The organism is Streptomyces sp. NPDC020983 (assembly GCF_044333485.1).
In the GTDB taxonomy this organism is placed as follows: domain Bacteria; phylum Actinomycetota; class Actinomycetes; order Streptomycetales; family Streptomycetaceae; genus Actinacidiphila.
Genome location: NZ_JBIRRA010000006.1, coordinates 250,202 through 275,426, shown reverse-complemented (window position 1 = coordinate 275,426; position 25,225 = coordinate 250,202). Strand labels below are relative to the sequence as shown.

21 protein-coding genes and 1 riboswitch are annotated in these 25,225 nt (G+C 74.4%); of the genes, 6 read left to right on the top strand and 15 right to left on the bottom strand.

Annotated features, from left to right (window positions below; genetic code table 11):
- Positions 1 to 123: 123 nt before the first annotated feature.
- From pflA to ACH4SE_RS15645, 4 genes are all read right to left on the bottom strand, one after another.
- Positions 124 to 900 (bottom strand): pyruvate formate-lyase-activating protein, encoded by a 777-nt coding sequence (gene pflA / locus ACH4SE_RS15660; protein ID WP_398543919.1) that lies wholly within the window; start codon positions 898 to 900, stop codon positions 124 to 126.
- Positions 897 to 3,161 (bottom strand): formate C-acetyltransferase, encoded by a 2,265-nt coding sequence (gene pflB / locus ACH4SE_RS15655; RefSeq protein ID WP_398543918.1) that lies wholly within the window; start codon positions 3,159 to 3,161, stop codon positions 897 to 899. Before pflB ends, pflA begins: the two co-directional genes overlap by 4 nt.
- Before the next feature lie 141 nt (positions 3,162 to 3,302).
- Positions 3,303 to 5,981 carry a bifunctional acetaldehyde-CoA/alcohol dehydrogenase gene (gene adhE / locus ACH4SE_RS15650; protein ID WP_398543917.1) on the bottom strand — a complete coding sequence of 893 codons (2,679 nt, stop codon included), beginning with the start codon at positions 5,979 to 5,981 and terminating at the stop codon, positions 3,303 to 3,305.
- A gap of 268 nt (positions 5,982 to 6,249) precedes the next feature.
- Positions 6,250 to 7,098 (bottom strand): universal stress protein, encoded by an 849-nt coding sequence (locus ACH4SE_RS15645; RefSeq protein WP_398543916.1) that lies wholly within the window; start codon positions 7,096 to 7,098, stop codon positions 6,250 to 6,252.
- Positions 7,099 to 7,498: 400 nt separating this feature from the next.
- Here ACH4SE_RS15645 and ACH4SE_RS15640 point away from each other — a divergent pair, with 400 nt between their 5' ends.
- Positions 7,499 to 7,684, top strand: coding sequence for a hypothetical protein (locus ACH4SE_RS15640; protein WP_398543915.1), 186 nt, complete (start codon positions 7,499 to 7,501; stop codon positions 7,682 to 7,684).
- A gap of 103 nt (positions 7,685 to 7,787) precedes the next feature.
- On the opposite strand, the gene ACH4SE_RS15635 is transcribed toward ACH4SE_RS15640, so the two are convergent.
- The 4 genes from ACH4SE_RS15635 to ACH4SE_RS15620 all read right to left on the bottom strand — a co-directional run bounded on the left by ACH4SE_RS15635 (position 7,788) and on the right by ACH4SE_RS15620 (position 10,752).
- Positions 7,788 to 8,489: a response regulator gene (locus tag ACH4SE_RS15635; protein ID WP_398543914.1), complete on the bottom strand. Its 702-nt coding sequence runs from the start codon at positions 8,487 to 8,489 to the stop codon at positions 7,788 to 7,790.
- Between the two features lie 138 nt (positions 8,490 to 8,627).
- Complete coding sequence (locus tag ACH4SE_RS15630; protein WP_398543913.1) at positions 8,628 to 9,347, bottom strand: CBS domain-containing protein; 720 nt, start codon at positions 9,345 to 9,347, stop codon at positions 8,628 to 8,630.
- A gap of 161 nt (positions 9,348 to 9,508) precedes the next feature.
- Positions 9,509 to 10,057: an FAD-dependent oxidoreductase gene (locus ACH4SE_RS15625; RefSeq protein ID WP_398543912.1), complete on the bottom strand. Its 549-nt coding sequence runs from the start codon at positions 10,055 to 10,057 to the stop codon at positions 9,509 to 9,511.
- A gap of 152 nt (positions 10,058 to 10,209) precedes the next feature.
- A complete protein-coding gene (locus ACH4SE_RS15620) occupies positions 10,210 to 10,752 on the bottom strand; it encodes a hypothetical protein (protein ID WP_398543911.1) in 543 nt (180 codons plus the stop codon).
- Between the two features lie 200 nt (positions 10,753 to 10,952).
- On the opposite strand from ACH4SE_RS15620, the gene ACH4SE_RS15615 reads away from it, so the two are divergent.
- The 3 genes from ACH4SE_RS15615 (at position 10,953) to ACH4SE_RS15605 (ending at position 15,157) form a co-directional block, all read left to right on the top strand.
- Complete coding sequence (locus ACH4SE_RS15615; RefSeq protein WP_398543910.1) at positions 10,953 to 11,816, top strand: universal stress protein; 864 nt, start codon at positions 10,953 to 10,955, stop codon at positions 11,814 to 11,816.
- 118 nt (positions 11,817 to 11,934) lie between these two features.
- Entirely contained in the window at positions 11,935 to 14,313 is a 2,379-nt protein-coding gene (locus tag ACH4SE_RS15610) for a phosphoketolase (protein ID WP_398543909.1), read from the top strand.
- Between the two features lie 220 nt (positions 14,314 to 14,533).
- Complete coding sequence (locus ACH4SE_RS15605; RefSeq protein ID WP_398543908.1) at positions 14,534 to 15,157, top strand: hypothetical protein; 624 nt, start codon at positions 14,534 to 14,536, stop codon at positions 15,155 to 15,157.
- A gap of 85 nt (positions 15,158 to 15,242) precedes the next feature.
- Here the strand turns inward: ACH4SE_RS15605 and ACH4SE_RS15600 are convergent, their stop codons facing one another.
- The 5 genes from ACH4SE_RS15600 to gcvT form a co-directional block, all read right to left on the bottom strand.
- On the bottom strand, positions 15,243 to 15,557 hold the full coding sequence (locus tag ACH4SE_RS15600; RefSeq protein ID WP_398543907.1) for a hypothetical protein: 315 nt from the start codon (positions 15,555 to 15,557) through the stop codon (positions 15,243 to 15,245).
- A gap of 215 nt (positions 15,558 to 15,772) precedes the next feature.
- Positions 15,773 to 17,140, bottom strand: a complete 1,368-nt coding sequence (locus tag ACH4SE_RS15595; RefSeq protein ID WP_398543906.1) for an L-serine ammonia-lyase — start codon at positions 17,138 to 17,140, stop codon at positions 15,773 to 15,775.
- A gap of 106 nt (positions 17,141 to 17,246) precedes the next feature.
- Positions 17,247 to 18,512 (bottom strand): serine hydroxymethyltransferase, encoded by a 1,266-nt coding sequence (gene glyA / locus ACH4SE_RS15590; RefSeq protein ID WP_398543905.1) that lies wholly within the window; start codon positions 18,510 to 18,512, stop codon positions 17,247 to 17,249.
- A gap of 36 nt (positions 18,513 to 18,548) precedes the next feature.
- Positions 18,549 to 18,929 carry a glycine cleavage system protein GcvH gene (gcvH, locus tag ACH4SE_RS15585; protein WP_398543904.1) on the bottom strand — a complete coding sequence of 127 codons (381 nt, stop codon included), beginning with the start codon at positions 18,927 to 18,929 and terminating at the stop codon, positions 18,549 to 18,551.
- Positions 18,930 to 19,089: 160 nt separating this feature from the next.
- Positions 19,090 to 20,229 carry a glycine cleavage system aminomethyltransferase GcvT gene (gene gcvT, locus ACH4SE_RS15580; RefSeq protein ID WP_398543903.1) on the bottom strand — a complete coding sequence of 380 codons (1,140 nt, stop codon included), beginning with the start codon at positions 20,227 to 20,229 and terminating at the stop codon, positions 19,090 to 19,092.
- A 171-nt stretch (positions 20,230 to 20,400) separates the two neighbouring features.
- Positions 20,401 to 20,504, bottom strand: a riboswitch (glycine riboswitch).
- Positions 20,505 to 20,712: 208 nt separating this feature from the next.
- Here gcvT and ACH4SE_RS15575 point away from each other — a divergent pair.
- Positions 20,713 to 21,465, top strand: a complete 753-nt coding sequence (locus ACH4SE_RS15575) for an enhanced serine sensitivity protein SseB (RefSeq protein ID WP_398543902.1) — start codon at positions 20,713 to 20,715, stop codon at positions 21,463 to 21,465.
- Between the two features lie 155 nt (positions 21,466 to 21,620).
- Positions 21,621 to 22,391, top strand: coding sequence for an enhanced serine sensitivity protein SseB C-terminal domain-containing protein (locus ACH4SE_RS15570; protein WP_398543901.1), 771 nt, complete (start codon positions 21,621 to 21,623; stop codon positions 22,389 to 22,391).
- Here ACH4SE_RS15570 and ACH4SE_RS15565 read toward each other — a convergent pair.
- Together ACH4SE_RS15565 and ACH4SE_RS15560 are read right to left on the bottom strand one after the other, a co-directional pair.
- On the bottom strand, positions 22,385 to 23,905 hold the full coding sequence (locus ACH4SE_RS15565) for a DUF885 family protein (RefSeq protein WP_398543900.1): 1,521 nt from the start codon (positions 23,903 to 23,905) through the stop codon (positions 22,385 to 22,387). The genes ACH4SE_RS15570 and ACH4SE_RS15565 overlap by 7 nt on opposite strands.
- A gap of 79 nt (positions 23,906 to 23,984) precedes the next feature.
- Entirely contained in the window at positions 23,985 to 25,151 is a 1,167-nt protein-coding gene (locus ACH4SE_RS15560) for a cysteine desulfurase family protein (protein WP_398543899.1), read from the bottom strand.
- Positions 25,152 to 25,225: the final 74 nt, after the last annotated feature.

The following is a 25,225-nucleotide window of genomic DNA, read 5'->3' as shown; positions in this document are numbered from 1 at the left end:
CGGCCGTGTCCCCATCGTCGGGCCGGCGCCGCCGGTCCGTCGTGGGCCGAACGGCCCTGCGACGGGGGCCGCCCGGTGCCCGCCGCACCGGGCCGGTCGGGCGGCGGGCGCGGCCGGGGGCTCTCATACGGCGCGCAGGCCGTGGCCGCGGAACTGCGCGCGGACCCGTTCCACGAGATCCGCGCCGGGGACGGGGGTGTCCCTCAGGGGGAACGGGATGCCCAGCGCGTCGTACTTGGCGGCGCCGAGTTTGTGGAAGGGGAGCACGTCGACCTGCTCGACGTTGCCGAGGCCGGCGGTGAAGGAGGCCAGGCCCTCCACCGCGGCCTCGTCGTCGGTCCAGCCGGGCACCAGCACGTAGCGGATGCGGACGGGCACGCCGAGACGGTCGAGGCGGGTGGCGAAGTTCAGGGTGGGGGCCAGGGAGCCGCCCGTGAGCGCGCGGTAGGTGGGCACCTCGAAGGACTTGATGTCGAGCAGGACGAGGCTGGTGTCGGCGAGGAGCCGGTCGGTGGCGCGGGCGCCGAGGAACCCGGAGGTGTCCAGGGCGGTGTGCAGGCCCAGTTCGCGGCAGCGGCGCAGGATCTGCCCGGTGAAGCCGGGCTGGAGGAGGGGTTCGCCGCCGGTCAGGGTGACCCCGCCGCCCGCGGCGCGGAGAAAGGCGGTGTACCTGCCGATCTCCGCCACCACCTCGTCGACGGTCGCCTCCCGCCCGTCGCGCATGTGCCAGGTGTCGGGGTTGGCGCAGTACAGGCAGCGCAGCGGGCAGCCGCTGAGGAAGAGGACGAACCGCGTGCCGGGCCCGTCGACGCCGGTGGACAGGTCCCAGGAGTGGATGCGGCCGGTGGGGGGCGGGCCGGGCAGTGCCCGGTCCGCCGTGCGGCCGGTCGCGGGCTTCACCGGGCGCCGTGGAAGGTGCGGCTGATCACGTCGAGCTGCTGCTCGCGGGTCAGGCGGACGAAGTTGACGGCGTAGCCGGAGACGCGGATGGTCAGCTCCGGGTACTTCTCGGGGTGGGCCATCGCGTCCTCCAGGGTCGCCCGGTCCAGGACGTTGACGTTGAGGTGGAATCCGCCGGTGGCGGTGTAGGCGTCGAGGATGCCCACCAGGTTCGCGGCACGCTCGTCCGGGTCGTGGCCGAGTCCCTCGGGGGTGACGGTCGAGGTCAGCGAGATGCCGTCCCTGGCCTGGTCGTAGGGGATCTTGGCGACCGACAGCGCGGAGGCCACCATGCCGTGCCGGTCGCGGCCGTTCATCGGGTTCGCCCCCGGGGCGAACGGGGCTCCGGCGGGGCGCCCGTCGGGCGTGGCGCCGGTGTGCAGGCCGTAGACGACGTTGGAGGTGATGGTGAGCACCGACTGGGTGTGCTCGGCGCCCCGGTAGGACGGGTGGGCGGCGACCTTCGCCATGAACGACCCGACCAGGCCGGCGGCGAGGGCGTCGGCACGGTCGTCGTTGTTGCCGTAGGCGGGCCAGTCCCCTTCGGTCTCGTAGCCCACCGCGAGGCCGGTGCCGTCCCTGACGACCCTCACCCGCGCGTACCTGACGGCGGAGAGGCTGTCGGCGGCCACCGACAGGCCCGCGATGCCGCAGGCGAGGAAGCGGTGCACGGGGTGGTCGTGCAGGGCCATCTCCAGCCGTTCGTAGGCGTACTTGTCGTGCATGCAGTGGATGACGTTGAGCGCGCCCACGTAGGTGGCGGCCAGCCAGTCCAGCGTGCGGTCGTAGGCCGCGGACAGCTCGTCGTAGTCCAGGTACTCGCCCTCCAGCGGCGCGGCGGGCGGCGCGACCTGCTCACCGGTGATCTCGTCGCGGCCGCCGTTGACCGCGTACAGCAGGGCCTTGGCGAGGTTGACGCGGGCGCCGAAGAACTGCATCTGCCGTCCCACCGCCATCGCCGAGACGCAGCACGCGATCGCGGTGTCGTCGCCGGTACGCGGCCGCATCAGGTCGTCGGACTCGTACTGGATGGCGCTGGTGTCGACGGAGACCTGGGCGCAGAACCTCTTGAACCCGTCGGGGAGCCGGGGCGACCACAGCACCGTGAGGTTCGGCTCCGGCGCCGGGCCGAGGTTGTACAGCGTCTGCAGGAAGCGGAAGGAGGTGCGGGTGACCAGGGTGCGGCCGTCGGTCCCCATGCCGCCGATGGACTCGGTGACCCACGTGGGATCACCGGAGAACAGCGCGTCGTACTCGGGTGTGCGCAGGAACCGCACGATGCGCAGCTTGATGACGAAGTCGTCGATGAGCTCCTGGGCCCGCGTCTCGTCGATGAGCCCTGCGTCCAGGTCGCGCTGGAGGTAGACGTCCAGGAAGGTCGAGGTCCGTCCGAGCGACATGGCGGCGCCGTTCTGCTCCTTCACCGCGGCGAGGTAGCCGAGGTACAGCCACTGGACGGCCTCGTGCGCGGTGGCCGCCGGGCGGGTGACGTCGCAGCCGTAGGAGTCGGCCATCCGGGCGAGTTCGCCGAGCGCGCGGATCTGCTCGGCCAGTTCCTCCCGGTCCCGGATCACCTCCGCGGTGGAGGGCTCCCGGTCCAGCAGGGCGCGTTCGGCGCGCTTGGCGTCGACCAGGCGGGCCGTGCCGTACAGGGCGACCCGGCGGTAGTCGCCGATGATCCGGCCGCGGCCGTAGGCGTCGGGCAGCCCCGTGATGACGCCGGCCTTGCGGGCGCGGCGCATCTCGGGCGTGTAGGCGTCGAACACCCCGGCGTTGTGGGTCTTGCGGTAGGAGCCGAAGACCTTCGTGACGAACGGGTCGGGCTCGTACCCGTAGGCGCGCAGGCCGTTCTCGACCATCCGCAGGCCGCCGTTCGGCATGATGGCGCGCTTCAGGGGCGCGTCGGTCTGGAGGCCGACGATCAGCTCGCGGTCGCGGTCGATGTAGCCGGGGGCGTGCGAGGTGATGGTGGAGGGCGTCGCCGTGTCGACGTCGAGGACTCCCCGGCGGCGTTCCTCGGGCAGGAGGTCGGTGATCCGCGACCACACCGCGAGCGTGCGGTCGGTGGGGCCGGCCAGGAAGTCCGCGCCGCCCTCGTAGGGCGTGTAGTTGGCCTGGACGAAGTCGCGCACCGCGATGTGCCCGCGCCACCGCTCGCCCGTGAAGCCGGCCCAGGGGCCGGCCTGCGCCGGCCGGGTGCTGATCTCGCTGGTCGCCGTCATGGTGACAGCCCCCTCGTCGTGTCGTCGTGTCGGTGTGGTGGTGTCTTCGCTGCCGATCGTCGCCGGGAGCGCTCCCGGCGGGGCAGGGCCGACCGGTCCCGGGTGCGCGCCGGACGGCCCTTCGCACGCCGTGCCGTGCGGTCAGGGGGCGGTGCCGTAGTAGGCGGCGAGCATCAGCTCCCGCATGTCGCCGAGCATCGGCATGCGCGGGTTGGCGGGGGCGCACTGGTCGTCGAAGGCGTTGAGCGCCTGCTGCGGCAGGGCGGCGAGGAACGCCTCCTCCTCCACGCCCATCGCGGCGAACGACGGCTCGATGTGCACGGCGTCGCGCAGCCGCTCGACGGCCGCGGCGTACGAGGCGACGGCCTCGGCGGGCGTGGCGGCCGGGAGGCCGAGCACGCGGGCGATGTCCTGGAAGCGCTCCGGGGCGCGGTAGGTCTCGTACTTGGGCCAGCTGGTGAGCTTGGCCGGCACGCTGCCGTTGTAGCGGACGACGTGCGGCAGCAGCACGGCGTTGGCCCGGCCGTGGGCGATGTGGAAGGTGGCGCCCAGGGTGTGGGACATGGCGTGGACGATGCCGAGGAAGGCGTTGCCGAAGGCCATGCCGGCGATGGTGGCGGCGTTGTGCAGCTTCTCGCGGGCCACCGGGCTGGCGGAGCGGTCGTTCACCGCTGCTTCGAGGTGCTCGAAGACGAGCTTGACGGCGTGCAGGGCGAGGCCGTCGGTGAAGTCGTTGGCGTAGACCGAGACATAGGCCTCGGTGGCGTGGGTGAGGGTGTCGAAGCCGCTGTCGGCGGCTATGGCGGCCGGGAGGGCGGTCGTCAGCAGGGGGTCGACGATGGCGACGCTGGGGGTGAGGGCGTAGTCGGCGAGCGGGTACTTCTTGCCGCGGGAGGGGTCGGAGATGACCGCGAACGGGGTGACTTCCGCGCCGGTGCCGGAGGTGGTCGGGATGCAGACCAGCCGTGCCAGCCGGCCCGGGGCGGGGAAGCGGAAGGCGCGCTTGCGGATGTCGCTGAACTTCTGCCGCATGTCCGCGAAGTCGACGTCCGGGTGCTCGTACAGCAGCCACATGACCTTGGCCGCGTCCATCGGTGAGCCGCCGCCGAGGGCGATGATCGTGTCGGGCCGGAAGGCGCGCATCATGGCCGCCCCGCGCTGGACGGAGTCGATGCTCGGCTCGGGCTCGACGTCGTCGATCACCTGGATCGTGACCGGTTGGTCGCGCCGCTGCAGGACCTGGCTGACGCGGTGGACGTAACCCAGGCGGGTCATCGTCGCGTCGGTGACGACGGTGACGCGGCGGACGCCGGGCATCGAGCCCAGGTAGCGGATGGACTGCGGCTCGAAGTAGATCTTCGGCGGGACCTTGAACCACTGCAGGTTGTTCTGGCGGGTGGTGAGGCGTTTGACGTTGAGCAGATGGGGGGCCGAGACGTTCTCGGAGACCGACGTGCCGCCCCACGAGCCGCAGCCCAGGGTCAGGGAGGGGAGCAGCCCGTTGTAGACGCCGCCGATGGCCCCCTGCGAGGACGGCGCGTTGACGATGACGCGCACGGTCTGCATCCGCTGCCCGTACTCCTCCGCCATCGCCGGGTCGCCGGTGTGGATGACCGAGGTGTGGCCCTGCCCGTGGAAGGCGACCATGGCGGCGGCGTGGCCGAACCCCTGCTCCGTGGACTCGGCCCGCAGCACGGCGAGGACGGGGCAGAGCTTCTCGCGGGTGAGCGGTTCGTCCGGCCCGACCTCGCCGGCTTCGGCGAGGATGACCGAGGTGTCCGCGGGAACGGTGAAGCCGGCCTGCCGCGCGATCCAGTGCGGGCTCCGTCCGACGGCGTCGGGGTTGACCCGCTGCTCGTGTCCGGCCGGGGCGGGCAGGAAGAGGTAGGCCTCCAGCTGCCGCTTCTCCTCCGCCGTCGCGAGGTGCGCGTGCAGCTCGCCGAAGGCCGCGAGGGCCTTGTCGTAGATCTCGCCGTCCAGGATGACGGCCTGTTCCGAGGCGCAGATCATGCCGTTGTCGAACGACTTGGACAGGACGATGTCGTTGACCGCCCGTCGCAGGTCGGCGCTGCGGTGCACGTAGGCCGGCACGTTCCCGGCGCCGACGCCGACCGCGGGCTTGCCCGCCGAGTAGGCCGCCCTCACCATGGCGTTGCCGCCGGTCGCCAGGACCAGCGCGGTGCCGGGATGCCGCATCAGCAGCCCGGTCGCCTCGACCGAAGGCCGCTCGATCCACTGGACGCAGTGCTCGGGCGCCCCCGCCGCCACCGCGGCGTCCCGCACGATCCGGGCGGCCTCCGCACTGCACCGCTGCGCGCCGGGGTGGAAGGCGAAGACCACCGGGTTGCGGGTCTTGAGCGCCAGCAGGGCCTTGAACACGGTGGTCGAGGTCGGGTTGGTCACCGGTGTCACCGCGCACACGACGCCGACCGGCTCGGCGATCTGCACCACTCCCTCGATGTCGTCGCGGGCGACCACGCCCACCGTCGCGAGGTGCGCGAGGCTGTGCGCGACGTGCTCGCAGGCGAACATGTTCTTGGCCGCCTTGTCCTCGACGACCCCGCGGCCGGTCTCCTCGACGGCGAGCCGGGCCAGTTCCGTGTGGTGGTCCAGCGCGGCGACGGAGGCCTTGGCGACGATGCGGTCGACGGCCTCCTGGCCGAGGTCCGCGAAGGCGGCCAGGGCACGGGTGGCGCGCTCGACGAGGAGGTCGACCGCGCGGGCGTCCGGGCCGTCCTCGGCCGGCGCGCCGGGGCCGGTGCCCGCGGGGCGGGGGGCGGGGCGCTCGATCACGGGTGTCGCGGGTGTCACGGGTGCCATGGGGATCTCGTCCTCGGTTCGGCGGGTGCCGGGAACGCCCGGGGGCGTCCCGGCCGGGGGGGCGGACGGTGCGGTGGTTCCGGCGGGAGCCGGTCACGTCCTCAGGCTGTCGCGGCGGGGCCGCCCGGGCCGAGTGCCGAACGGCCCTGCCCGCAGGGCGGTCCGGGGCACCCCAAGGGCGGCGAACGGACCTGCCGCTCCTCGGCGGCAGCAGCCGGCCGGGGCAGTTCCGGGCACGGCCCTGCCCCGGCACGTGGCCGGGGACGGCTCAGCCCCGGCCGGCCAGCAGCAGCGGGCAGGGGGTGCGGTGCGCCACGGCGCGCGCGACGCCGCGCAGCCGGGCCGCCTTCGGCTGTCCCCGCCCCACGACGAGCAGCTCCGCGCCGGCCGAGACGCGCACCAGCGCGTCGGCGGCCCCGAACAGCCTCACGTCGGGCAGCACGCTCACCTGCGGGTACTTCTCCCGCCAGCCGCGCAGCGCGTCGTCCAGCAGCTGGACCTCCTGGTCCTCCCACTCCGCCCGGTCCTCCTCCAGCACGCCGAAGGCCGCACCCCGGCCCGGCGCCGGCAGGTCCCAGGCATGCACCGCCCGCAGCAGGGCGCCCCGTGACGCGGCCTCCTCGAACGCGGCGCCCACGGCGCCCTCGTCCGGGTGCCTCGCGTCGACACCCACCACCACCTCGTGCCTGCGCCCGCGCACGGGGGAGGGCGCCGGCACGAGGGCCACCGGGCACGGTGCCCGGACGGCCACCGCGAGCGCCACTGAGCCGAGCCACGGCCCGTCGAACCCGCCTGCTCCCCGGGTCCCGACCACCAGCAGCGCGGCCCCCTGCCCGGCACCCGGCAGTACCTGGGAGGGCTCTCCGGCGATCTCCCGGGCGTCCACCTCCAGGTCGGGGTGCGCAAGGGCGATGTCACGGGGGACCCCGGCCGGACCGGGCACCGGCTCCGCCCGCCGGGTGGATCCGGCCGTGGAGGGAGCCCGCGGCAGCCCGGGCGGGACCACCGTGACGAGCCGCAGGGCCAGCCCGCGGGCCCCGGCCTCCGCGGCCGCCCAGCGTGCCGCCCGCCGTCCGCCGTCCGAACCGTCCACTCCTGCCACCGCGTACTGCCGCATCCCGCCCACCTCCGGCCGTAGGTCCCGCGGTGCCGTCACCCCGGGCTCCCCCCGCCCACGCTCCTGGGTCCGCCCGTCTCCCGGCCACGGGCCGACCGGCCCCGATCGGGCCCGGACGGCCCATCGCGGGGGAGGGGCGCGGCCCGGGCCGCCGCGCGGGCCCCGTGCGTTCCGCGCCGCACGCGAGGGCGGATCCGCCGCGCCGCCCGTCAGCGGTGGCACAGGAGCCGCGCCCCTCCGGGCAGCCCCCGTCCTGCCTCCGCGGCCGTGCGGGGCCCAGGCCCCGGCATCCCCGGCGAGCTGATCCCGGCGCCCGGAATTGCTGCGGCCGGCGGAGATCTCCGGCAAAGGCGCGCCCCGCGCGGTTCCCGGCCGGCCGCCGGCGCATTCCGTCCGCGCCATGCCGATCCGGGCGCGTGACGAGGTGTTCGGGAACATCGGCCGCACCGGGAAGCGCGGTGGCGCGCCGCTCGGCGGTGTGGACGAGACCGTGCCGCGCACGCCCGCGGTGACCGCCGGTGCGGCTGCCGGGAACGCCCGCCGCCGCACGGCCGCCCGCGACCGGCGGCAGGGGCCGCAGACCTGACGGCAGATCGTGGCGGCCGGCCGTCAGGCCCTCGCCACCGGCGCCCGGAAGGAGGGACGGCAGGGGCGGGAGGCCGCCGGGCGGCAGACCGGCCGCCCGCGTCTCAGCGCCGGCCGCTCCCGGGCTCGGACGGCGACGCGCTGTTCGACGCGATGACGGCGGCCTGCACCCTGCGCTCCACGCCCAGCTTGGCCAGCAGCCGCGAGACGTTGTTCTTCACGGTCTTCTCCGACAGGTACAGCTGCTTGCCGATCTGCCGGTTGGTCAGGCCCTCGCCGATGAGGGCCAGGATCTCGCGCTCCCGGGGGGAGAGGGCGGCCAGCGCCTCCGGCTCGGAAGACACGCCCGAGTGCTCGTCGCGCAGGCTGCTCATCAGACGAGCGGTCGTGGCCGGGTCGAGCAGCGACTGGCCCGAGGCCACCGTCCGTACCGCGGAGACCAGGTCGGAGCCCTTGATCTGCTTCAGGACGTAGCCCGCGGCGCCTGCCATGATCGCGTCCAGCAGCGCGTCGTCGTCGTCGAACGACGTCAGCATCAGGCAGGCCAGCGAGGGCATGGCCGAACGCAGTTCCCGGCACACCGAGATCCCGTCGCCGTCGGGCAGGCGGATGTCCAGCACCGCCACGTCCGGGCGCAGCGCGGGGCCGCGGGCCAGGGCGTGCCCCGCGGACTCCGCCTCGCCGATCACCTCGATGTCGGGTTCGGCGTCCAGCAGGTCGTGGACGCCCCGGCGCACGACCTCGTGGTCGTCGACCAGGAAGACCCGGATCGGGGACTGCGCGGAGAACCGCGGCACGTCGTTCATGAGCGAACCCTCACCTGTCGTCTGCCGGCCCGATGCCGCCCTGGACCTCCGATCATCGCGCGGACGACGGCCCGCGCAAAGGGCCGAACGGCCCTCTGCGCGGGCCGCTCGGTCCCAGGGGCGGGGAGGGCGGGCGGCTCAGAGCCTGTGCAGCCACTCGCCGGCGACGCCGTGCGGGGACGGGGCGACCGCACGCAGCGTGGAGTCGTCCCACTGGCTGGTGAGGCGGTTGTCCACCGCGACGACGCCGTCGATCCGGGCGGTGGCGTTCGCCGCGACGGACACCTCGCTGCGGCGTTCCAGCTCGCCCTCCAGCGTCACGACGCCGTCCTCGACCTTCACCTCCACTGCCGACGGGGACAGCCACAGGGTGTGGACGACCACCTCCTGGACGACCTCCTCGCGGATGTCGGTGTCGGGGCGGAGGAAGACCTGGAGCAGGTCGCGCCTGGTGACGATCCCGACCAGCCGCTCCTCCTCGTCGAGGACCGGAAGGCGCTCGACCCCGTGCTCGGCCATGGTGCGGGCCGAGAAGGCGATCGAGTCGTCCGCGTGGACGGTCACCGGCGGGGTGGACATCAGCCGGCCGGCCGTCAGCGCGGCCGCCTTCGCCGCCGTGCGCCGGGACGCCGGCCCCCGCGGCAGCCGGCGGCGCGCGGTGGTCGCGCCGTCCCGGACCTGGCGGGCCGTCAGGTCCGACTGCGAGACGACACCGACCACCTTCTCGTCGTCGTCGACAACGGGCAGGCCGCTGATCCGGTGGTGTGCCAGCAGGATCGCGATCTGCTTGAACGAGGTCGCCTCCGCGACCCGGACGACGTCACTCGTCATGACGTTGCCGACCTTGCGGTGCTTCATGGTGTGCCTCCTGTGGAGTGCGGGCCGAGCGCGCGGTGCGCGGACGGCGGGGACGGGCGGTGCGGGCGAGGACGGGCGGTGCGGACGAGCGCGGACGGCGAGGACGGGCGGTGCGGGCGGGGACGGGTGGTGCGGCGGAAGTGCCGGTGGCGGGCCGGCGGTTACCCGGCGGCCGTGTTCGCGACGCCGCCGCCGACCGCGGCGGAACCGTCCAGGTACCGCAGGACACCGTCGACCAGGAGCTCCACCTGCGTCCGGACCGGACGCTCGACGGCCGGCCACCGCCCGCCCCTGCCGGGGACGACGACGTAGATGTCGGCGCGGCCCGTCGACGGCAGGCCGTCCGCGGCGATCGTCAGGTGCCCGGCCGTGGTGGGCGGCAGCCGGTGCCGGCCGGTGGCCAGCACCAGCACGCCGTAGGGAACCGTGGTGCCGTCGGTGAGGCAGACCTCCTTGCGGTCGGGGTCGATCGTGGCGACGTCCGCGAGGCGCCGCTCGATCCCGTCGCGCAACCGGACGTCCTCGGGCGGCTGCAGGGTCCCGGGACCGTAGATGCCGAGGGACACCAGCAGGTCGAGTTCCTGGTCGCACGGATCGGCACGGTCGATGACGACGATCCGGTGGGCGGCGGCGTCCAGTGCGGCGCGCAGCCGGTTCGCGGCCAGCGTGCCGGCGGGGCCCGCGCCGGTGATCACTATCTGCTCGTTCACGGGGGCTTCCTCTCGTCGGACGGCACGCGCCCGATCGGGCCGCAGTGCCGCGTTGTGGTCGATCCGGTGGTGCGGCCCGCCGGCGCACGGGTCCCGGGACCGGACGGCGCGGGGGCTCGCGCCGCCACCGGGACAGCGGGGGGGCGGGGCGTTCAGGCGTTGCGGTGGTCCCAGGTGGGGCCGACCCGCGCCCATTCGGTCTCCCAGCGGCCGAGGCGGCGGCGTTCGAGGGAGGCGGCCGCGAGCCCGCCGCCGATCACGGCGCCCGCACAGATCCCGAGCCCCGCGAGCGCTCCCGTGGCGGCCGCACGGCGCCGGGCCGCGGACGGGGAGAGCGGCTCGGCGACCGGCCTGCCGCCGCCGTCCAGCCAGATCGTGGTCCGCTCGCCGCGCCTGAGTCCGTCACCCACCCGCGCCGGAGCCGTACGCGACGCTCCTCCGGGCAGAACGAAGCGCACCCGGGTCCACGGGGCCGTGTAGTCGGCGTCCTCGACCAGTACCGCTGTCACGGGAGAGCGGTCGTGCCGCTGGTGCGCGTACCGCGCGACGGCATCCCCGGCGACGAGCGAACCGGCGAGCGCGGCGCCCGCGACGGCCGCCGCGCCGAGCGCGAACAGCGCCCAGCCCTCCGCCAGGTACGAACGGCGGCGCAGCGGGTTGCGCCGGAACCGCCACAGCACGGTGCTGCGCTTCATGGCCGGCCCTCCCTCTCGAATCTGGACGGACAGCCGCCCGTCGCCTTCACGGTCCCGGGTGGGACCCGCCGCCGTGGAGAGCCGAACGGCCCCCGCGGGAGGGCGGACAGGTCCCTCGATGCGACGCGGAAGGGCCCTGCCGCCACCCGGAGCGGGCCCCCACGATCGGATCGGAAACCCGGCGCGGGAAAGGAGTGGCCATGAGTCCGCCGCAGGTGGTCGTGGGGATCGACGGGTCGGTGCCGTCCTTCGGCGCCCTGGACGTGGCGGCCGGCGAGGCCCGGCTGCGTACCGCCCGTCTCGACGTGATCACCTGCGTCGGTGATCCGGACGAGGCCGGCCCCGTCCTGCGGGCCGCGGCGGCACGGCTCGCCCGGCGCCACCCCGGTGTCCCCGTGACCACGAGCTCGGCCGTCGGCGACCCGGCCGCCGTACTCGCCGAGCGGGGCGCCGGGGCCGCCCTCACCGTCGTCGGCAGCCGCCACGTCCGCGGTGCCGCCGGACTGCTGCTGCACTCGGTGAGCCGGCGGCTGGCGGCACGGACCGTCGCGCCACTGCTCGTCGTGCCCGGTGCGGGCCTGCCGACGGCCCCACGACGGCACCGCGCGGGCGGTCTGCTGCTCGGGCTGGAGAGCGACGCCGACGCGGACGCGGCGCTGTTCGCCTTCGAGGAAGCCGCGCTGCGCGGGGCCCGGCTCGACGTCCTGCACGCCTGGACCTACCGGCCGCCTCCGCCCGGCGCGGCGGGCGGCCGCCCCGGCCCCCCGCACGATCCGGCCGGGCACCGGGCCGGAGCCGGGGCCGCTTCGGCCGCAGGCCTGCTCGCACCGCTGTGCCGGAGCAGCCCGCACCAGGCCCTGCACAGCGGGACGGTGCCCTCCACGCCGTGCCGTGCGCTGATCGCGGCGACCTCCCAGGCGGACCTGGTGGTGATCGGCACCCGCGCGGGTCGCGGCGGGAACGGCTCCCCGCCGGGCCCGGTCGCCCGCGCGTTGCTGCGCCACGCGCACTGCCCCGTCGTGCTCGTCCCGGCTCTCGCCGCCGGGGGCCGCCCGGGCGGTTAGGGGCAGCGGAAGAAGGGACCAGTGGCCCTGGCGGCCGCCCGTGCGGCCCTGTTCCCCGGCAGCGGGGAGGGCAGAAGGTGGTTCAGGCGCGACACCCCCCGAACCCCAGGAGATCCCCATGTCCTCCGTCACGGCGACCACCGAACTCGGCGACCAGGAGCTGCAGGCCCTCGACGCCCACTGGCGTGCGGCGAACTATCTCGCGGTCGGCCAGATCTACCTGATGGCCAATCCGCTGCTGACCGAGCCGTTGCGTCCGGAGCACGTCAAGCCGCGGCTGCTGGGTCACTGGGGCACATCGCCGGGGCTGAACCTGGTGCACACCCACCTCAACCGGGTGGTCAGGGCGCGTGGTCTGGACGCGATCTGCGTGTGGGGCCCCGGGCACGGGGGGCCGGCGGTGCTGGCGAACTCCTGGCTGGAGGGCAGCTACAGCGAGACCTACCCGGACGTCAGCCGGGACGCGGTGGGGATGGGCCGGCTGTTCCGGCAGTTCTCCTTCCCCGGCGGGGTGCCCTCGCACGTCGCGCCCGAGACACCGGGTTCCATCCACGAGGGCGGCGAGCTGGGCTACTCCCTCTCCCACGCCTACGGCGCCGCACTGGACAACCCCGGCCTGCTCGTCGCGTGCGTCATCGGCGACGGCGAGGCCGAGACGGGACCGCTGGCCGCGTCCTGGCACTCCAACAAGTTCCTCGACCCCGTCCACGACGGGGCCGTCCTGCCGATCCTGCACCTGAACGGCTACAAGATCGCCAACCCGACCGTCCTGTCCCGGCTCCCGCAGTCCGAGCTCGACGACCTGCTGCGCGGCTACGGCCACGATCCGCTGCACGTCACCGGCGACGACCCCGCCCAGGTGCACCGCGCGATGGCCGCGGCGATGGACACCGCCCTGGACCGCATCGCCGCCTACCAGCAGGCCGCCCGGGAACAGGGCTCCACCCAGCGGCCCCGCTGGCCGGTCATCGTGCTGCGCACCCCGAAGGGATGGACCGGGCCCGCCGAGGTCGACGGCCTGCCCGTGGAAGGGACCTGGCGCGCCCACCAGGTCCCGCTGTCCGAAGTGCGCGACAACCCGCAGCACCTGCGGCAGCTGGAGGAATGGCTGCGCTCGTACCGTCCCGAGGAGCTGTTCGACGAGGACGGCCGCCCGCGCCCGCAGGTCCTGGAGTGCGTCCCCGACGGTGAGCGGCGGCTCGGCGCCAACCCGCACACCAACGGCGGCCTGCTCCTGCGCGACCTGCCACTGCCGCCGCTGGACCGCTTCGCCGTCCCCGTCGACACACCCGGGGGCTCGCTTCACGAACCCACCCGCGTCCTCGGGGAGCTGCTGGAACAGGTCATGGCCGGCACCGCAGACCGGCGCAACTTCCGGATCGTGGGGCCCGACGAGACGGCGTCCAACCGGCTGCAGGCCGTCTACCAGGCGACCGGCAAGGCGTGGCAGGCGGAGTTCCTGCACGTCGACGAGGATCTGGACCGGCACGGCAGGGTCATGGAGATCCTCTCCGAACACACCTGCCAGGGCTGGCTGGAGGGCTACCTGCTCACCGGGCGGCACGGCCTGTTCTCCTGCTACGAGGCCTTCGTGCACATCGTCGACTCCATGGTCAACCAGCACATCAAGTGGCTGCGCACCACCCGCACCCTGCGCTGGCGCCGCCCCGTCGCCTCCCTGAACTACCTGCTCACCTCGCACGTGTGGCGGCAGGACCACAACGGCTTCTCCCACCAGGACCCCGGCTTCGTCGACCACGTGCTCAACAAGGCCCCCGAAGTCGTCCGCGTCTACCTGCCGCCGGACACCAACACCCTGCTCTCCGTCGCCGACCACGTGCTGAAGTCGAAGGACTACGTGAACGTCGTCGTCGCCGGCAAGCAGCCCTGCTTCGACTGGCTCTCCATGGACGCCGCCCGTGCCCATTGCGCGCGCGGCGCCGGGATCTGGCAGTGGGCGGGCAACGAGGACGGCCGCGCCGAGCCCGACGTCGTCCTCGCCTGCGCCGGCGACGTCCCCACCCAGGAGGTCCTGGCCGCCGTCCAGCTCCTCCGCCGGCACCTGCCGCAGCTGGCCGTACGCGTCGTCAACGTCGTGGACCTCGCACGGCTGCTGCCCCGGGAGGAGCACCCGCACGGCATGCCGGACGCGGAGTACGACGCCCTGTTCACCCCCGACAAACCGGTGATCTTCGCCTACCACGGCTACCCGTGGCTGATCCACCGCCTCGCCTACCGCCGCCGCGGCCACACCAACCTGCACGTCCGCGGCTACAAGGAGATCGGCACCACCACCACACCCTTCGACATGGTCGTCCGCAACGACCTCGACCGCTACCGCCTGGTCATGGACGTCATCGACCGCGTCCCCGGCCTCGCCGTCACCGCCGCCCCCGTCCGGCAGCTCATGGAGGACACCCGGCTGCGCCACCACGCCTGGATCCGCGAGCACGGCACCGACCTGCCCGAAGTCGCCGACTGGAGCTGGGAGGGCTGACCGCGGCACCCCCACCGCACGTCCCTGAGGGGCCCGCCAGGCACGCCTGGCGGGCCCCTCCGTGCGCTCCCCGCCGGGCGACGGCGGCCCGAGCCCAACCGGGCCCGGCAGCAGGGCCGTTCGGCCCCGCACCTCGGGCCGTGGGCCCCCAGCGCCGGCACCCCCGCGCGCAGGACAGTAATGGCGTACCGAACAGCACCCCACCGATCAGGGAGTCATCATGGCCGTCCACCACAACACCCCCCACCGCGCGGCATTCCACCTGCCCACCTGGAACAGGGCATCCGCCGGCAGCGTGAGCGACACGGCCGCCGCCGCCACCGGCGCCACCCTGGCCGCCAGGGCCTCGGCCGCCGTGCGCATCGCGACCGGCTTCGTCTTCCTGTGGGCGTTCCTCGACAAGACCTTCGGCTGGCACTACGCCACCGGCTCCGGCAAGGGCTGGATCGACGGCGGCTCGCCCACCAAGGGCTTCCTGACCGGCGTGTCCGCCGGCCCGCTCCAGTCGTTCTTCCACGACATCGCCGGCAAGGGCTGGACCGACACGCTGTTCATGCTCGCGCTGCTCGGCATCGGCGTGGCCCTCACCGCCGGCATCGCCCTGCGCGTCACCGCCGTCGCGGGCACCGCGCTGATGGCCATGATGTGGGCCGCCGAATGGCCGCCCGCCCAGCACCTGACCGGCGGCGCCCCGAGCATGTCGTCCAACCCGATCGTGGACTACCACGTCATCTACGCCCTCGCGATGATCCTCTTCGCCCTCACCGCGGCGGGCGCCACCTGGGGACTCGGCCGGCTGTGGGCACAGCTCCCCGTCGTCCGGAGCCACCGCTGGCTGCGGTGACCGCGTCCGGCTCCCGCGCTGCGGGGCACCGCCCGACGGGCGGTGCCCCGCAGCGCGCTGTCCCGCCGGGGCAGGAGCCGGCGGGCTACTGCGTCCTCCTGGCCGCGGCCGCGCGGCGCGCGAGATGGACGAGCATCCGCCCCGGCTCCTGGCCCGCACCGCTCACGCGTGCCCCGCTGGGGTCGTGGGCGGTGAACGGCCGTCCGGCGAGGAGCAGGTCGGGCCGGGGCAGGACGACCGATCCGCAGAGTCCGGCGTCCGTGGGTGTGGGGCCGTGGTAGAGGAAGAAGCGGAGCAGCCCGTCGGGACCGGTGCCGGTGACGAGGCAGTGGGCGGGCGGGGTGATGCCGTTGACGCCCTGTTCGTGGATGGTGATGTCGACCAGCGGGAAGGTCACCACAGGGCTCTCCTCTCATCGGGACCGGTGCCGCCATGGTCGTGGACGCGACAGCCGGACGCCAGGGTCCGGCCATTCGTCACCGCCGTCACCGCCGTCACCGCCGTCACCGCCGCCCCCCGCGGCCTCGCCGCCGGCGCACGCCGTGTCGGGCGGCCCTCAGCGGCGGGGACCTCCGTCATCCCGGGAGCGGAACGGCCGGCTCGGGGCCGGCGTGATCAGCACTCGATGACGTTGACCGCGAGGCCGCCGCGGGCGGTCTCCTTGTACTTGACCTTCATGTCCGCGCCCGTCTGCTTCATCGTGGCGATGACCTTGTCGAGGGAGACGTGGTGGCGGCCGTCGCCGCGCATCGCCATCTTCGCGGCCGTCACGGCCTTGACGGCCGCCATGCCGTTGCGCTCGATGCACGGGATCTGGACCAGGCCGCCGATCGGGTCGCAGGTCAGGCCGAGGTTGTGCTCCATACCGATCTCCGCGGCGTTCTCCACCTGCTCGGGGGTGCCGCCGAGGATCTCGGCGAGGCCGCCGGCGGCCATCGAGCAGGCCGAGCCGACCTCGCCCTGGCAGCCGACCTCGGCGCCGGAGATCGAGGCGTTCTCCTTGAAGAGCATGCCGACGGCCCCGGCCGCGAGGAGGAAGCGGACGATGCCGTCGTCGTCCGCGCCCGGGACGAAGTGCTGGTAGTAGTGCAGGACGGCGGGGATGATGCCGGCCGCGCCGTTGGTGGGGGCGGTGACGACGCGCCCGCCCGCGGCGTTCTCCTCGTTGACCGCCATCGCGTAGAGGGTCAGCCACTCGGTGGCGTGCGCGGCCGGGTCGCCCTCGGTGCGCAGCTGGCGGGCCGACACGGCCGCGCGGCGGCGCACCTTCAGGCCGCCGGGGAGGATGCCTTCGCGGGACAGGCCGCGCTCCACGCACTCCCGCATGACCTGCCAGATCTCCAGCAGGCCGGTGCGGATCTCGGCCTCGGTGCGCCAGGCCTTCTCGTTCTCCAGCATCAGCGCGGAGATCGACAGGCCCGTCTCGCGGGAGCGGCGCAGCAGCTCGTCGCCGGTGCGGAAGGGGTGGCGCAGTTCCGTGTCGTCGAGCTTGATCCGGTCGGCGCCGACGGCGTCCTCGTCGACGACGAAACCGCCGCCGACGCTGTAGTACGTCTTGGCCAGCAGTACCTCGCCGCCGTGCCCGCGGGCGGTGAGCGTCATGCCGTTGGCGTGGTAGGGCAGCGAGCGGCGGCGGTGCAGCACCAGGTCGGCCGCCGGGTCGAACGGCACCTCGTGCGCGCCGAGCAGCGCCAGCCGCCGGGCGGTGTGCACGGCGGCCACCTCGTCGTCCGCGGTCTCGACGTCGACCGTGCGCGGGGAGTGCCCGGCCAGGCCCAGCAGCACCGCCTTGGGGGTGCCGTGGCCGCGGCCGGTCGCGCCCAGCGACCCGAACAGCTCCGCACGGACGCCGGCGGTGGCGGTGAGCAGGTCCTCGTTCTTCAGCCGCTGCGCGAACATCCGGGCGGCGCGCATCGGTCCCACCGTGTGGGAACTGGAGGGTCCTATGCCGATGGAGAAGAGGTCGAATACGGAGATAGCCATGGGTCGTGTGCTCCCTGGTCTCCGCGGACGCCGTTGTCCGCGGGGTGCTGCCGGCGGTGCGGGACCGCGGCCGCGGGGCAGGACGTGCCCCCGCGGCCGCGGGCGGTCAGGCGCCGAGGTCCGGGTAGAGGGGGAAGCGCTCGGCGAGCGCCTTCATCCTGGCCCGCAGGCCGTCGGCGTCGAAGACCGGCTGGAGGGCGGCCGCGATGACGTCGGCCACCTCCCGGAAGGCGTCGGCGTCGAAGCCGCGGGTGGCCAGCGCCGGGGTGCCGATCCGCAGCCCCGAGGTGACCATCGGCGGGCGCGGGTCGTTCGGCACCGCGTTGCGGTTGACCGTGATGCCGATGTCGTGCAGCCGGTCCTCGGCCTGCCGGCCGTCGAGGGCGGAGTCGCGCAGGTCGACCAGCACCAGGTGGACGTCCGTGCCGCCGGACAGCACCCTGACACCGACCGCGGCGAGGTCCTCACGGCCCAGCCGCTCGGCGAGGACGGCCGCGCCCTCCAGCGTACGGGCCTGCCGCAGGCGGAACTCCTCGGTCGCCGCGGCCTTGAAGGCCACCGCCTTGGCGGCGATCACATGCTCCAGCGGGCCGCCCTGCTGGCCGGGGAAGACCGCGGAGTTGATCTTCTTGGCCAGGTCGGCGGTGGACAGGATGACGCCGCCGCGCGGTCCGCCGAGCGTCTTGTGCGTCGTGGTCGTCACCACGTGCGCGTGCGGGACGGGCGAGGGGTGCAGCCCCGCCGCGACCAGGCCGGCGAAATGCGCCATGTCGACCATGAGGTAGGCGCCGACGCCGTCCGCGATCCGGCGGAAGGCCGCGAAGTCCAGCTGCCGCGGATACGCCGACCAGCCGGCGATGACCAGCTGCGGCCGGTGCTCCTTGGCCAGCCGCTCCACCTCGTCCATGTCGACCCGCCCGGTCTCGGCGTCGACGTGGTAGGCGGCGACCTTGTAGAGCTTCCCGGAGAAGTTGATCTTCATGCCGTGGGTCAGGTGCCCGCCGTGCGCCAGATCCAGGCCGAGGATCGTGTCGCCCGGCTTGAGCAGCGCGAACATCGCCGCGGCGTTCGCCTGGGCGCCCGAGTGCGGCTGGACGTTCGCGGCCTCGGCGCCGAAGAGCGCCTTGACCCGGTCGATGGCCAGCTGCTCGATGACGTCGACGTGCTCGCAGCCGCCGTAGTAGCGGCGGCCGGGATAGCCCTCGGCGTACTTGTTGGTCAGCACCGAGCCCTGAGCCTCGAGGACGGCGACGGGCGCGAAATTCTCCGACGCGATCATCTCCAGGGTGGACTGCTGGCGGCGCAGCTCGGCGTCGACCTCGGTGGCGACCTCGGGGTCGAAGTCGTGGAGCGACTGGTTCAGGAGCGACATGGGATCTTCCCTCGGGTACGGGTGGGGGGCGAAGGGTCAGGCCGCGGTGAAGTCGTCGTACTCGGCAGCGGTCAGCAGCTCCGCTTCCTCGTCGGCGATCCGCACCTTGAACAGCCAGCCGCCTTCGAAGGGCGCGGAGTTGACCAGCGAGGGATCGTCGGCCACGTCCTGGTTGACCTCGGTGACCTCGCCGGACACCGGGGCGTACAGCTCGCTGACGGACTTGGTGGACTCCAGCTCGCCGCAGCCCTGGCCCGCGGCGATCGTCGAGCCGACCTCCGGCAGCTGGACGAAGACGACGTCACCGAGCGCGTCGGCGGCGTGCGAGGTGATGCCCACGGTGGACACTCCCGCCTCGGCGGGGGAGACCCACTCGTGCTCCTTGCTGTAGCGCAGGTGCTCAGGATTGATGCTCATGACGGAATTCTCCCGGATGCGAAGGGTTGCTGGTGGAAGGGGCGCGGCGGCCTGTGGACAACTCTCGTCCCCTCGGGTGGCCGCGCCGTGTGGATCGGCGTGGACAAGCGGGGTCCCGGCGGGACGACGTGGTGGTCGTTCCGGCGGGCACCCGGCCGGCTCAGCGCTCGCGGCGGTAGAAGGGCAGGGCCACGACCCGGTACGGTTCCCGGCTGCCCCGGATGTCGACGGCGACGCCCGGTGTGCCCGGCGCTGCGGCGGACGCGTCGACGTAGGCCATGGCGACGGGCACCCCGAGGGTGGGCGACGGGGCGCCCGAGGTGACCTCCCCGACGACCGCGCCGTCCGGGCCCGTGACGGCGTACCCCGCGCGCGGCACCCGGCGGCCCTCGGCGACCAGCCCGACGAGCGTGCGCGGCGGCTGCTCCGCGGCCCGTGCCGCGGCCGCCGCCAGTGCCTCGCGGCCGACGAAGTCGCCCGGCTTGTCGAACTTCACGACCCGCCCGAGCCCGGCGTCGAAGGGTGTCGTGTTCGCCGTCAGCTCGTGCCCGTACAGCGGCATCCCGGCCTCCAGGCGGAGCGTGTCGCGGCAGGACAGGCCGCACGGTACGAGACCGGCCCCGGCCCCGGCCGTCAGCAGCGCCTCCCACAGCCGCTCGGCGTCCGCGGGCGCCACGAACAGCTCGAAGCCGTCCTCGCCGGTGTAGCCGGTGCGGGCGATGAGCGCGGGCACGCCCGCGACCGTGCCGGGCAGCCCGGCGTAGTAGCGCAGGGCCGGCAGGTCCGCGTCGGTCAGCGATCCGACGATGCCGGCCGCCTGCGGGCCCTGCACGGCCAGCAGCGCGTAGGCCTCCCGGTCGTCGGTCACGGTCGCGTCGAACTCCGCGGCCCGCAGCGCGAGGGTGTCCAGGACCGTCTGGGCGTTGGAGGCGTTGGCCACGACCAGGTAGCGCTCCTCGGTGAGCCGGTAGACGATCAGGTCGTCCAGGATGCCGCCGTCCGGGGCGCACACCATCGTGTAGCGGGCCCGGCCGACCGCGAGCGCCGACAGATGGCCCACCAGGGCGTGGTCCAGCGCCTGCCCGGCCTGCGGGCCCGTCACGGTGATCTCGCCCATGTGGGACAGGTCGAAGAGCCCCGCGCGGGTGCGGACGGCCTGGTGCTCCTCGCGCTCGCTGCCGTAGCGCAGCGGCATGTCCCAGCCGGCGAAGTCGGTCATGGTGGCGCCCAGCGCGCGGTGGACCGCGTCGAGCGCGGTGCGGCGCGGTGCGGCGGGGGACGGGCTCGGTGCTGCGCTCATCAAGGTGCTCCCAATTGCGGCGGACGGGTCGTGGACTTCCGGCCGGGACTCTTCCCGGCCTCCCCATCTGTCATCGGAACCTGAGAGGTTCACCGTGACCCTGCGGGCCGCGGCTTGCACCTTGGGTGGGGCGGGACCGGTGAACGCGGCCCGCCCGCTTTTCAGATCTGCCTCGTCCGCGCGGTATGTGTGCCTGAGAGATTCAAGGGAGGACTTGCTCCTTCGGCGCCCGCCCCCGCGGTCTGCGAGGGGTGGGACTCTCCCGCGCGGCCTCCAAACGGCCGGTATGCGAATTGTGGGTGCTGCTCGTACTGCGGGTCGTGCGGGTGCTGCTCGTGCCGTCGGTGCAGGTCATGCCCTTCCCGCCGCCGACATGCGCCGCCATCATCGCATGCCCCGGCGTGCGCGGCGGCCAGCAGATAGGGTTTCCGGGCAGGCAACGGGTGGCGCCGACAGCGGCACACAGCGCGGACGAGGATGGACATGGACAATCCGGCACCGTACATATGGCCGGCGAACGAGCTGGAGGAGGTGCTCGCCGCCAGCCTCGGCAACCCCTCCGCGACCCCCCGGCTGCTGGAGGTCCTGGGCCGCTCCCACGTGTGGGTGCCGCTGCCCAACGGCGGCTCGCCCGCGTCCACCGACCTCGACCTGCCCACCGTGGAGCTGGGCGGCGCGCCCTACGTGCCGGTCTTCAGCTCCGAGCAGCAGTACCGGCTCGCCGCCGAGGGCATGTCCTGCACCGTCGCGCCGGTGCGCGAGTTCGCCCGCGGCCTGCCCCCGATGGTCGGCATCGCCGTCAACCCCGGCGGGGCCGTGGGGGTGCCGCTGCCACCCGCTGCCGTCGCCGAGCTGTGCCGCGGCGCCCGGCCGCCCGGGGCGTACGGCGAGCAGGCCCCCAGCGGCGCCCGGGTGCGCCTGTGGGAGCCCGCGCCGGACGAGGAGCCGGTCGACTTCCTGGCCATCACCGCCGCCGAGTACGCCGTCACCCCCGTGGTGCTGAGCGCCCGCCGGGCCATGGCCGCCGTCGAGGAGGAACCGCCCGCGCTCTTCGTCGGAGTGGAACTGGACCGCTGGCAGGAATCCGACCGCGCCGCCGCCATGGACGCGCTCGGGCGTGCGCTGGGCGCCGCGCCGCTGCCCTGGCCGGTCCATCTGATCCTGCTCGACGTCGCCCAGGACCCGGTCGCCGACTGGATGCTGGAGACCGTCCGGCCCTTCTACGCCAGGGACTGACCCGGACCGGCGACCGGTGCGGGCGTATACGAGCCGTATACGAGCCATTTACCCCGTACCGCTTGAGTCGGTCAGCGTTCCACCGGTCAGAGCCGACCTGGTTTGATGGCGTAACGACGGCGTAAGACGAACAGACGGGAAAGGGGCGGTCCGACGTGATCGCGGGCGCGCACGGCGGCGCGGCGGCCGGCCACGTGGAGCAGATGCTGCTCCAGGTGGCCCCGGGCCGCTACGACGCATACGAGAACCTGCTCACGTCGCTGGCCGAGGGCCAGGTGTGGATGCTGCTCTGGCAGGGCGCCCCCGGCACCCCCGACGCCCAGTACGCCGCGATGGAGGTCGCCGGCCACCGCTACGCCCCGTGCTGCACCTCCCCGCGCGAGCTGGGTGCCAGCGGCTGGAACCGCGAGCACGAGGTGGCCGCGGGCCGGGACATCGCGCTCACGCTCTTCCCCGACCACTGCGGCCTGTGGCTCAACCCGCACGCCCCGGGCGGCGGTGTCGGCGTCCCCTGGCCCGACCTGCGCCGCGTCGCCGCGGGCCTCGACCTGCTGCCCGCGGGCCCCCTGCGGATCGGCGAGCCCGCGGTGCAGATGCCGCAGTTCTACGCGCTGCTCGCCACGGCGGCGCAGCGTACGCCCGCGGTACGCGCCCTGCGGCAGGCGTGGGTGCAGCCCGCGCTCGGCGAGGCGTACCTCGCGATCGGCGTCGAGGTCTACGACTCCTCGCCGCAGGCGGTGGAGGCCGTACGGCTGATGATGCAGCAGGCCGTGCCCGGCGTCCCCGAGGGTCTGCCCGTCTCCACGGTCGCCATGTCCGACCCCCACGACCCGGTGGCGATGTGGCTGCGCGCCAACGCCCAGCCCATCTTCGACCGCGACGCCTTCAGCAGCCCGCCCGCCTGGGGCCCGCCGCCGCGCTACTGAGCATCCCGGCCCCCCGCCACCGCGTCCAGCAGGCCCAGGGGCGGCGCCCCGAGCGCCAGCAGCTCGGCGTGGAACGCCGGCAGGGAGAAGCCGGGGGAGCGCTGCGCGCGTTCGCGGGCCCGCATGATCTCCAGCTTTCCCCACGTGTACCGCCCGTAGCCCGCGTCGAAGGTCCCGCGGCGCGCCTCGGAGGCGGCCCCCGCCGGGGCCAGGTGCGCGTCCCTCACGAACAGGTGCGTGGCCTCGGCCACGTCCATCGCGCCGGTGTGCAGCCCGATCGCGCAGGTCAGCCGCGTCACCCGGATGAGCGCCTCCAGGGCGACGCCGATCGCGAAGCGGGGGTCGCGCGCCCGGAATCCCTCGTCGAGGCAGACCTCCTCGACGTAGTGCGCCCAGCCCTCGCAGAAGGCCAGGCTGTGCAGCACCCGGCGGACCGGGCCGGCCGCCCGCCGCAGGGCGCGGCCGTGTGCGAAGTGGCCGGGCGCGACCTCGTGGACGGTGACGGACGGCAGGCTGGTCCGGCTGAAGACCGTCAGCCACTCCTCCCGCTCCTGCGCGGGCCAGTCCGGTTCGGGCGGCGTCACGTGGTACCAGGACGGCGTCTCGGGCTCGCCGGGGCCCGCCCACGTCATCATGGCCATCGCCCAGCGGCGCGAGGGCGGGGCGGGCCCCACCAGGCACTCGCCGTCGAGGTAGGGGGCGAGCCGGCGCTCCCGGGTGAAGGCGATGACCTCCTCGGTGAGCCGGGCGGCGGCCGGGATGACGCCCTCGGCGCTCGGGTGGTCGGCGAGCAGTTCGGGGATCAGGTCGTCGACCGCGCGGTGCGGGTCGAGGGCGCGGCAGGAGTCGGTGAGCAGCTGCCCGAGCCGCACGCGTTCCCGGTCCGCCGCTTCCGCCAGGGCCGTCAGGTCCACCCGCATGCCCTCCTGCGAGCCCATCAGCGCGGCCAGTCCGGGCCCGCCGAGCCGCGGGTCGGGGTCGCCGTGCTCGGCGGCGTGCTCCAGGTGCGCGATCAGCCGGGCGTGTGCGTCCAGCGCGTCGGCCTCCACGCCCTCGTCCGGGTCGAGGCCGAAGGCCAGCCCCCGGGCCGAGCCGAGCAGCGCGGAGGCCACGGGCGCGCTCACCCGGTCGAGTGAGGCCAGCGCCGCGTCCACCGCGTCGGGCCACTGCGCCAGGTGCCGGCGGCGCGCCGCGGCGCGTTCCTTGCGCGGGGCGTATTCCCGGTCGTAGCAGGCGAGTTCGAGGTTGGACAGATGGGGGTAGGGGTCGCGCCGGTGTATCTCCAGCTCGCCGTACTGGACCCGCATCGCCTCCTCGAAGACGCGCAGGTGCGCCTCCTCGTGCGGGTCGGAAAGGCGTGGCGTACTGCGCCGGGCAGCGTCGACCGCGGCGAGGGCGCGGCGTATCCCGTCGGGGGAGAGGTCCTGCACGCGGCCGTCGTACTCGTGCAGCCCGGCCATCTCCCGGACGGTGGGCATCATCAGGTCGCAGACCGCGCGGAGCCGATCATCCATGCTCCGACCGTAGCGTTGCGCCCGCCGCCCGTCTGCCCTCGGGGCGGGTGAGTCGGGCGGTTCGGTGCGGGGCGCCCGGTCAGGTCTGGCCGGCGCTCCTGGCGCGCTCGACGGCGGGGCCGATCGCCCGTACCAGCTCCGCCACCTCGTCCGCGGTCGTGGTGTGGCCGAGGGAGAAGCGCAGTGTCGCGCGGGCGTCCGGGGCGGGGCGGCCCATCGCGAGCAGCACATGGCTGGGCTGGGCGACGCCCGCGGTGCAGGCGGAGCCGGTGGAGCAGGCGATGCCCTGCGCGTCCAGCAGCAGCAGGAGCGCGTCGCCCTCGCAGCCGGGGAAGGTGAAGTGCGCGATCGAGGCGAGCCGGCCCCCTTCCGCCGGGTCGCCGTTGAGCACCGCGTCCGGCACCGCGGCCCGCACCCCGCGGACCAGTTCGTCGCGCAGCGCGCCCACCTGGGCGGTGTACTGGGCGCGGCGCCGTGCCGCCGGCGTGCCCGCGGCCGCGAAGGCCGCGATGGCCGGGACGTCGAGGGTGCCGGAACGGCTGCGCTCCTGCTCGCCGCCGTGCAGCAGCGGGACGGGGGTGTCGTCGCGGCGCAGCAGCAGCGCGCCCACCCCGTACGGGCCGCCCACCTTGTGCCCGGTCACCGTCATCGCGTCCAGGCCCGAGGCCGCGAAGTTCACGTCGGCCTGACCGAAGGCCTGCACCGCGTCGGAGTGCATCGGCACCCCGAACTCCGCGCACACCGCGGCCAGATCGGCGACCGGCAGGATCGTTCCGACCTCGTTGTTCGCCCACATGACGGTGACCAGGGCCGTCTCGTCGGGGCGCGCGGCCAGGGCGTCACGCAGCGCCTCGGGGTGCACCCTGCCGTAGGAGTCGACCGGCAGCCACTCCACGACGGCGCCCTCGTGGTCGGCCAGCCAGTGCACCGCGTCCAGCACGGCGTGGTGCTCCACCGGGCTCGCGAGCACCCTGACCCGGCGCGCGTCGGCCGCCCTGCGCGCCCAGAACAGGCCCTTGACGGCCAGGTTGTCCGACTCGGTGCCGCCCCCGGTGAAGACCACCTCGCTCGGCCGGGCTCCGAGTGCCTCGGCCAGGGCCTCGCGGGACTCCTCGACCGTCCGCCGGGCCCGGCGGCCCGCGGCGTGGAGTGACGAGGCGTTCCCGGTCACCGTCAGGTGCGCGGTCAGCGCCTCGACCGCCTCCGGCAGCATGGGCGTCGTGGCGGCGTGATCGAAGTAGGCCATGGTCCGTCGATTCTACGGGCCGCGCGGCCCGCCTCCCGGCCCTCTGCGGACGCGGCTCCCGGCCGGCCGGCCGG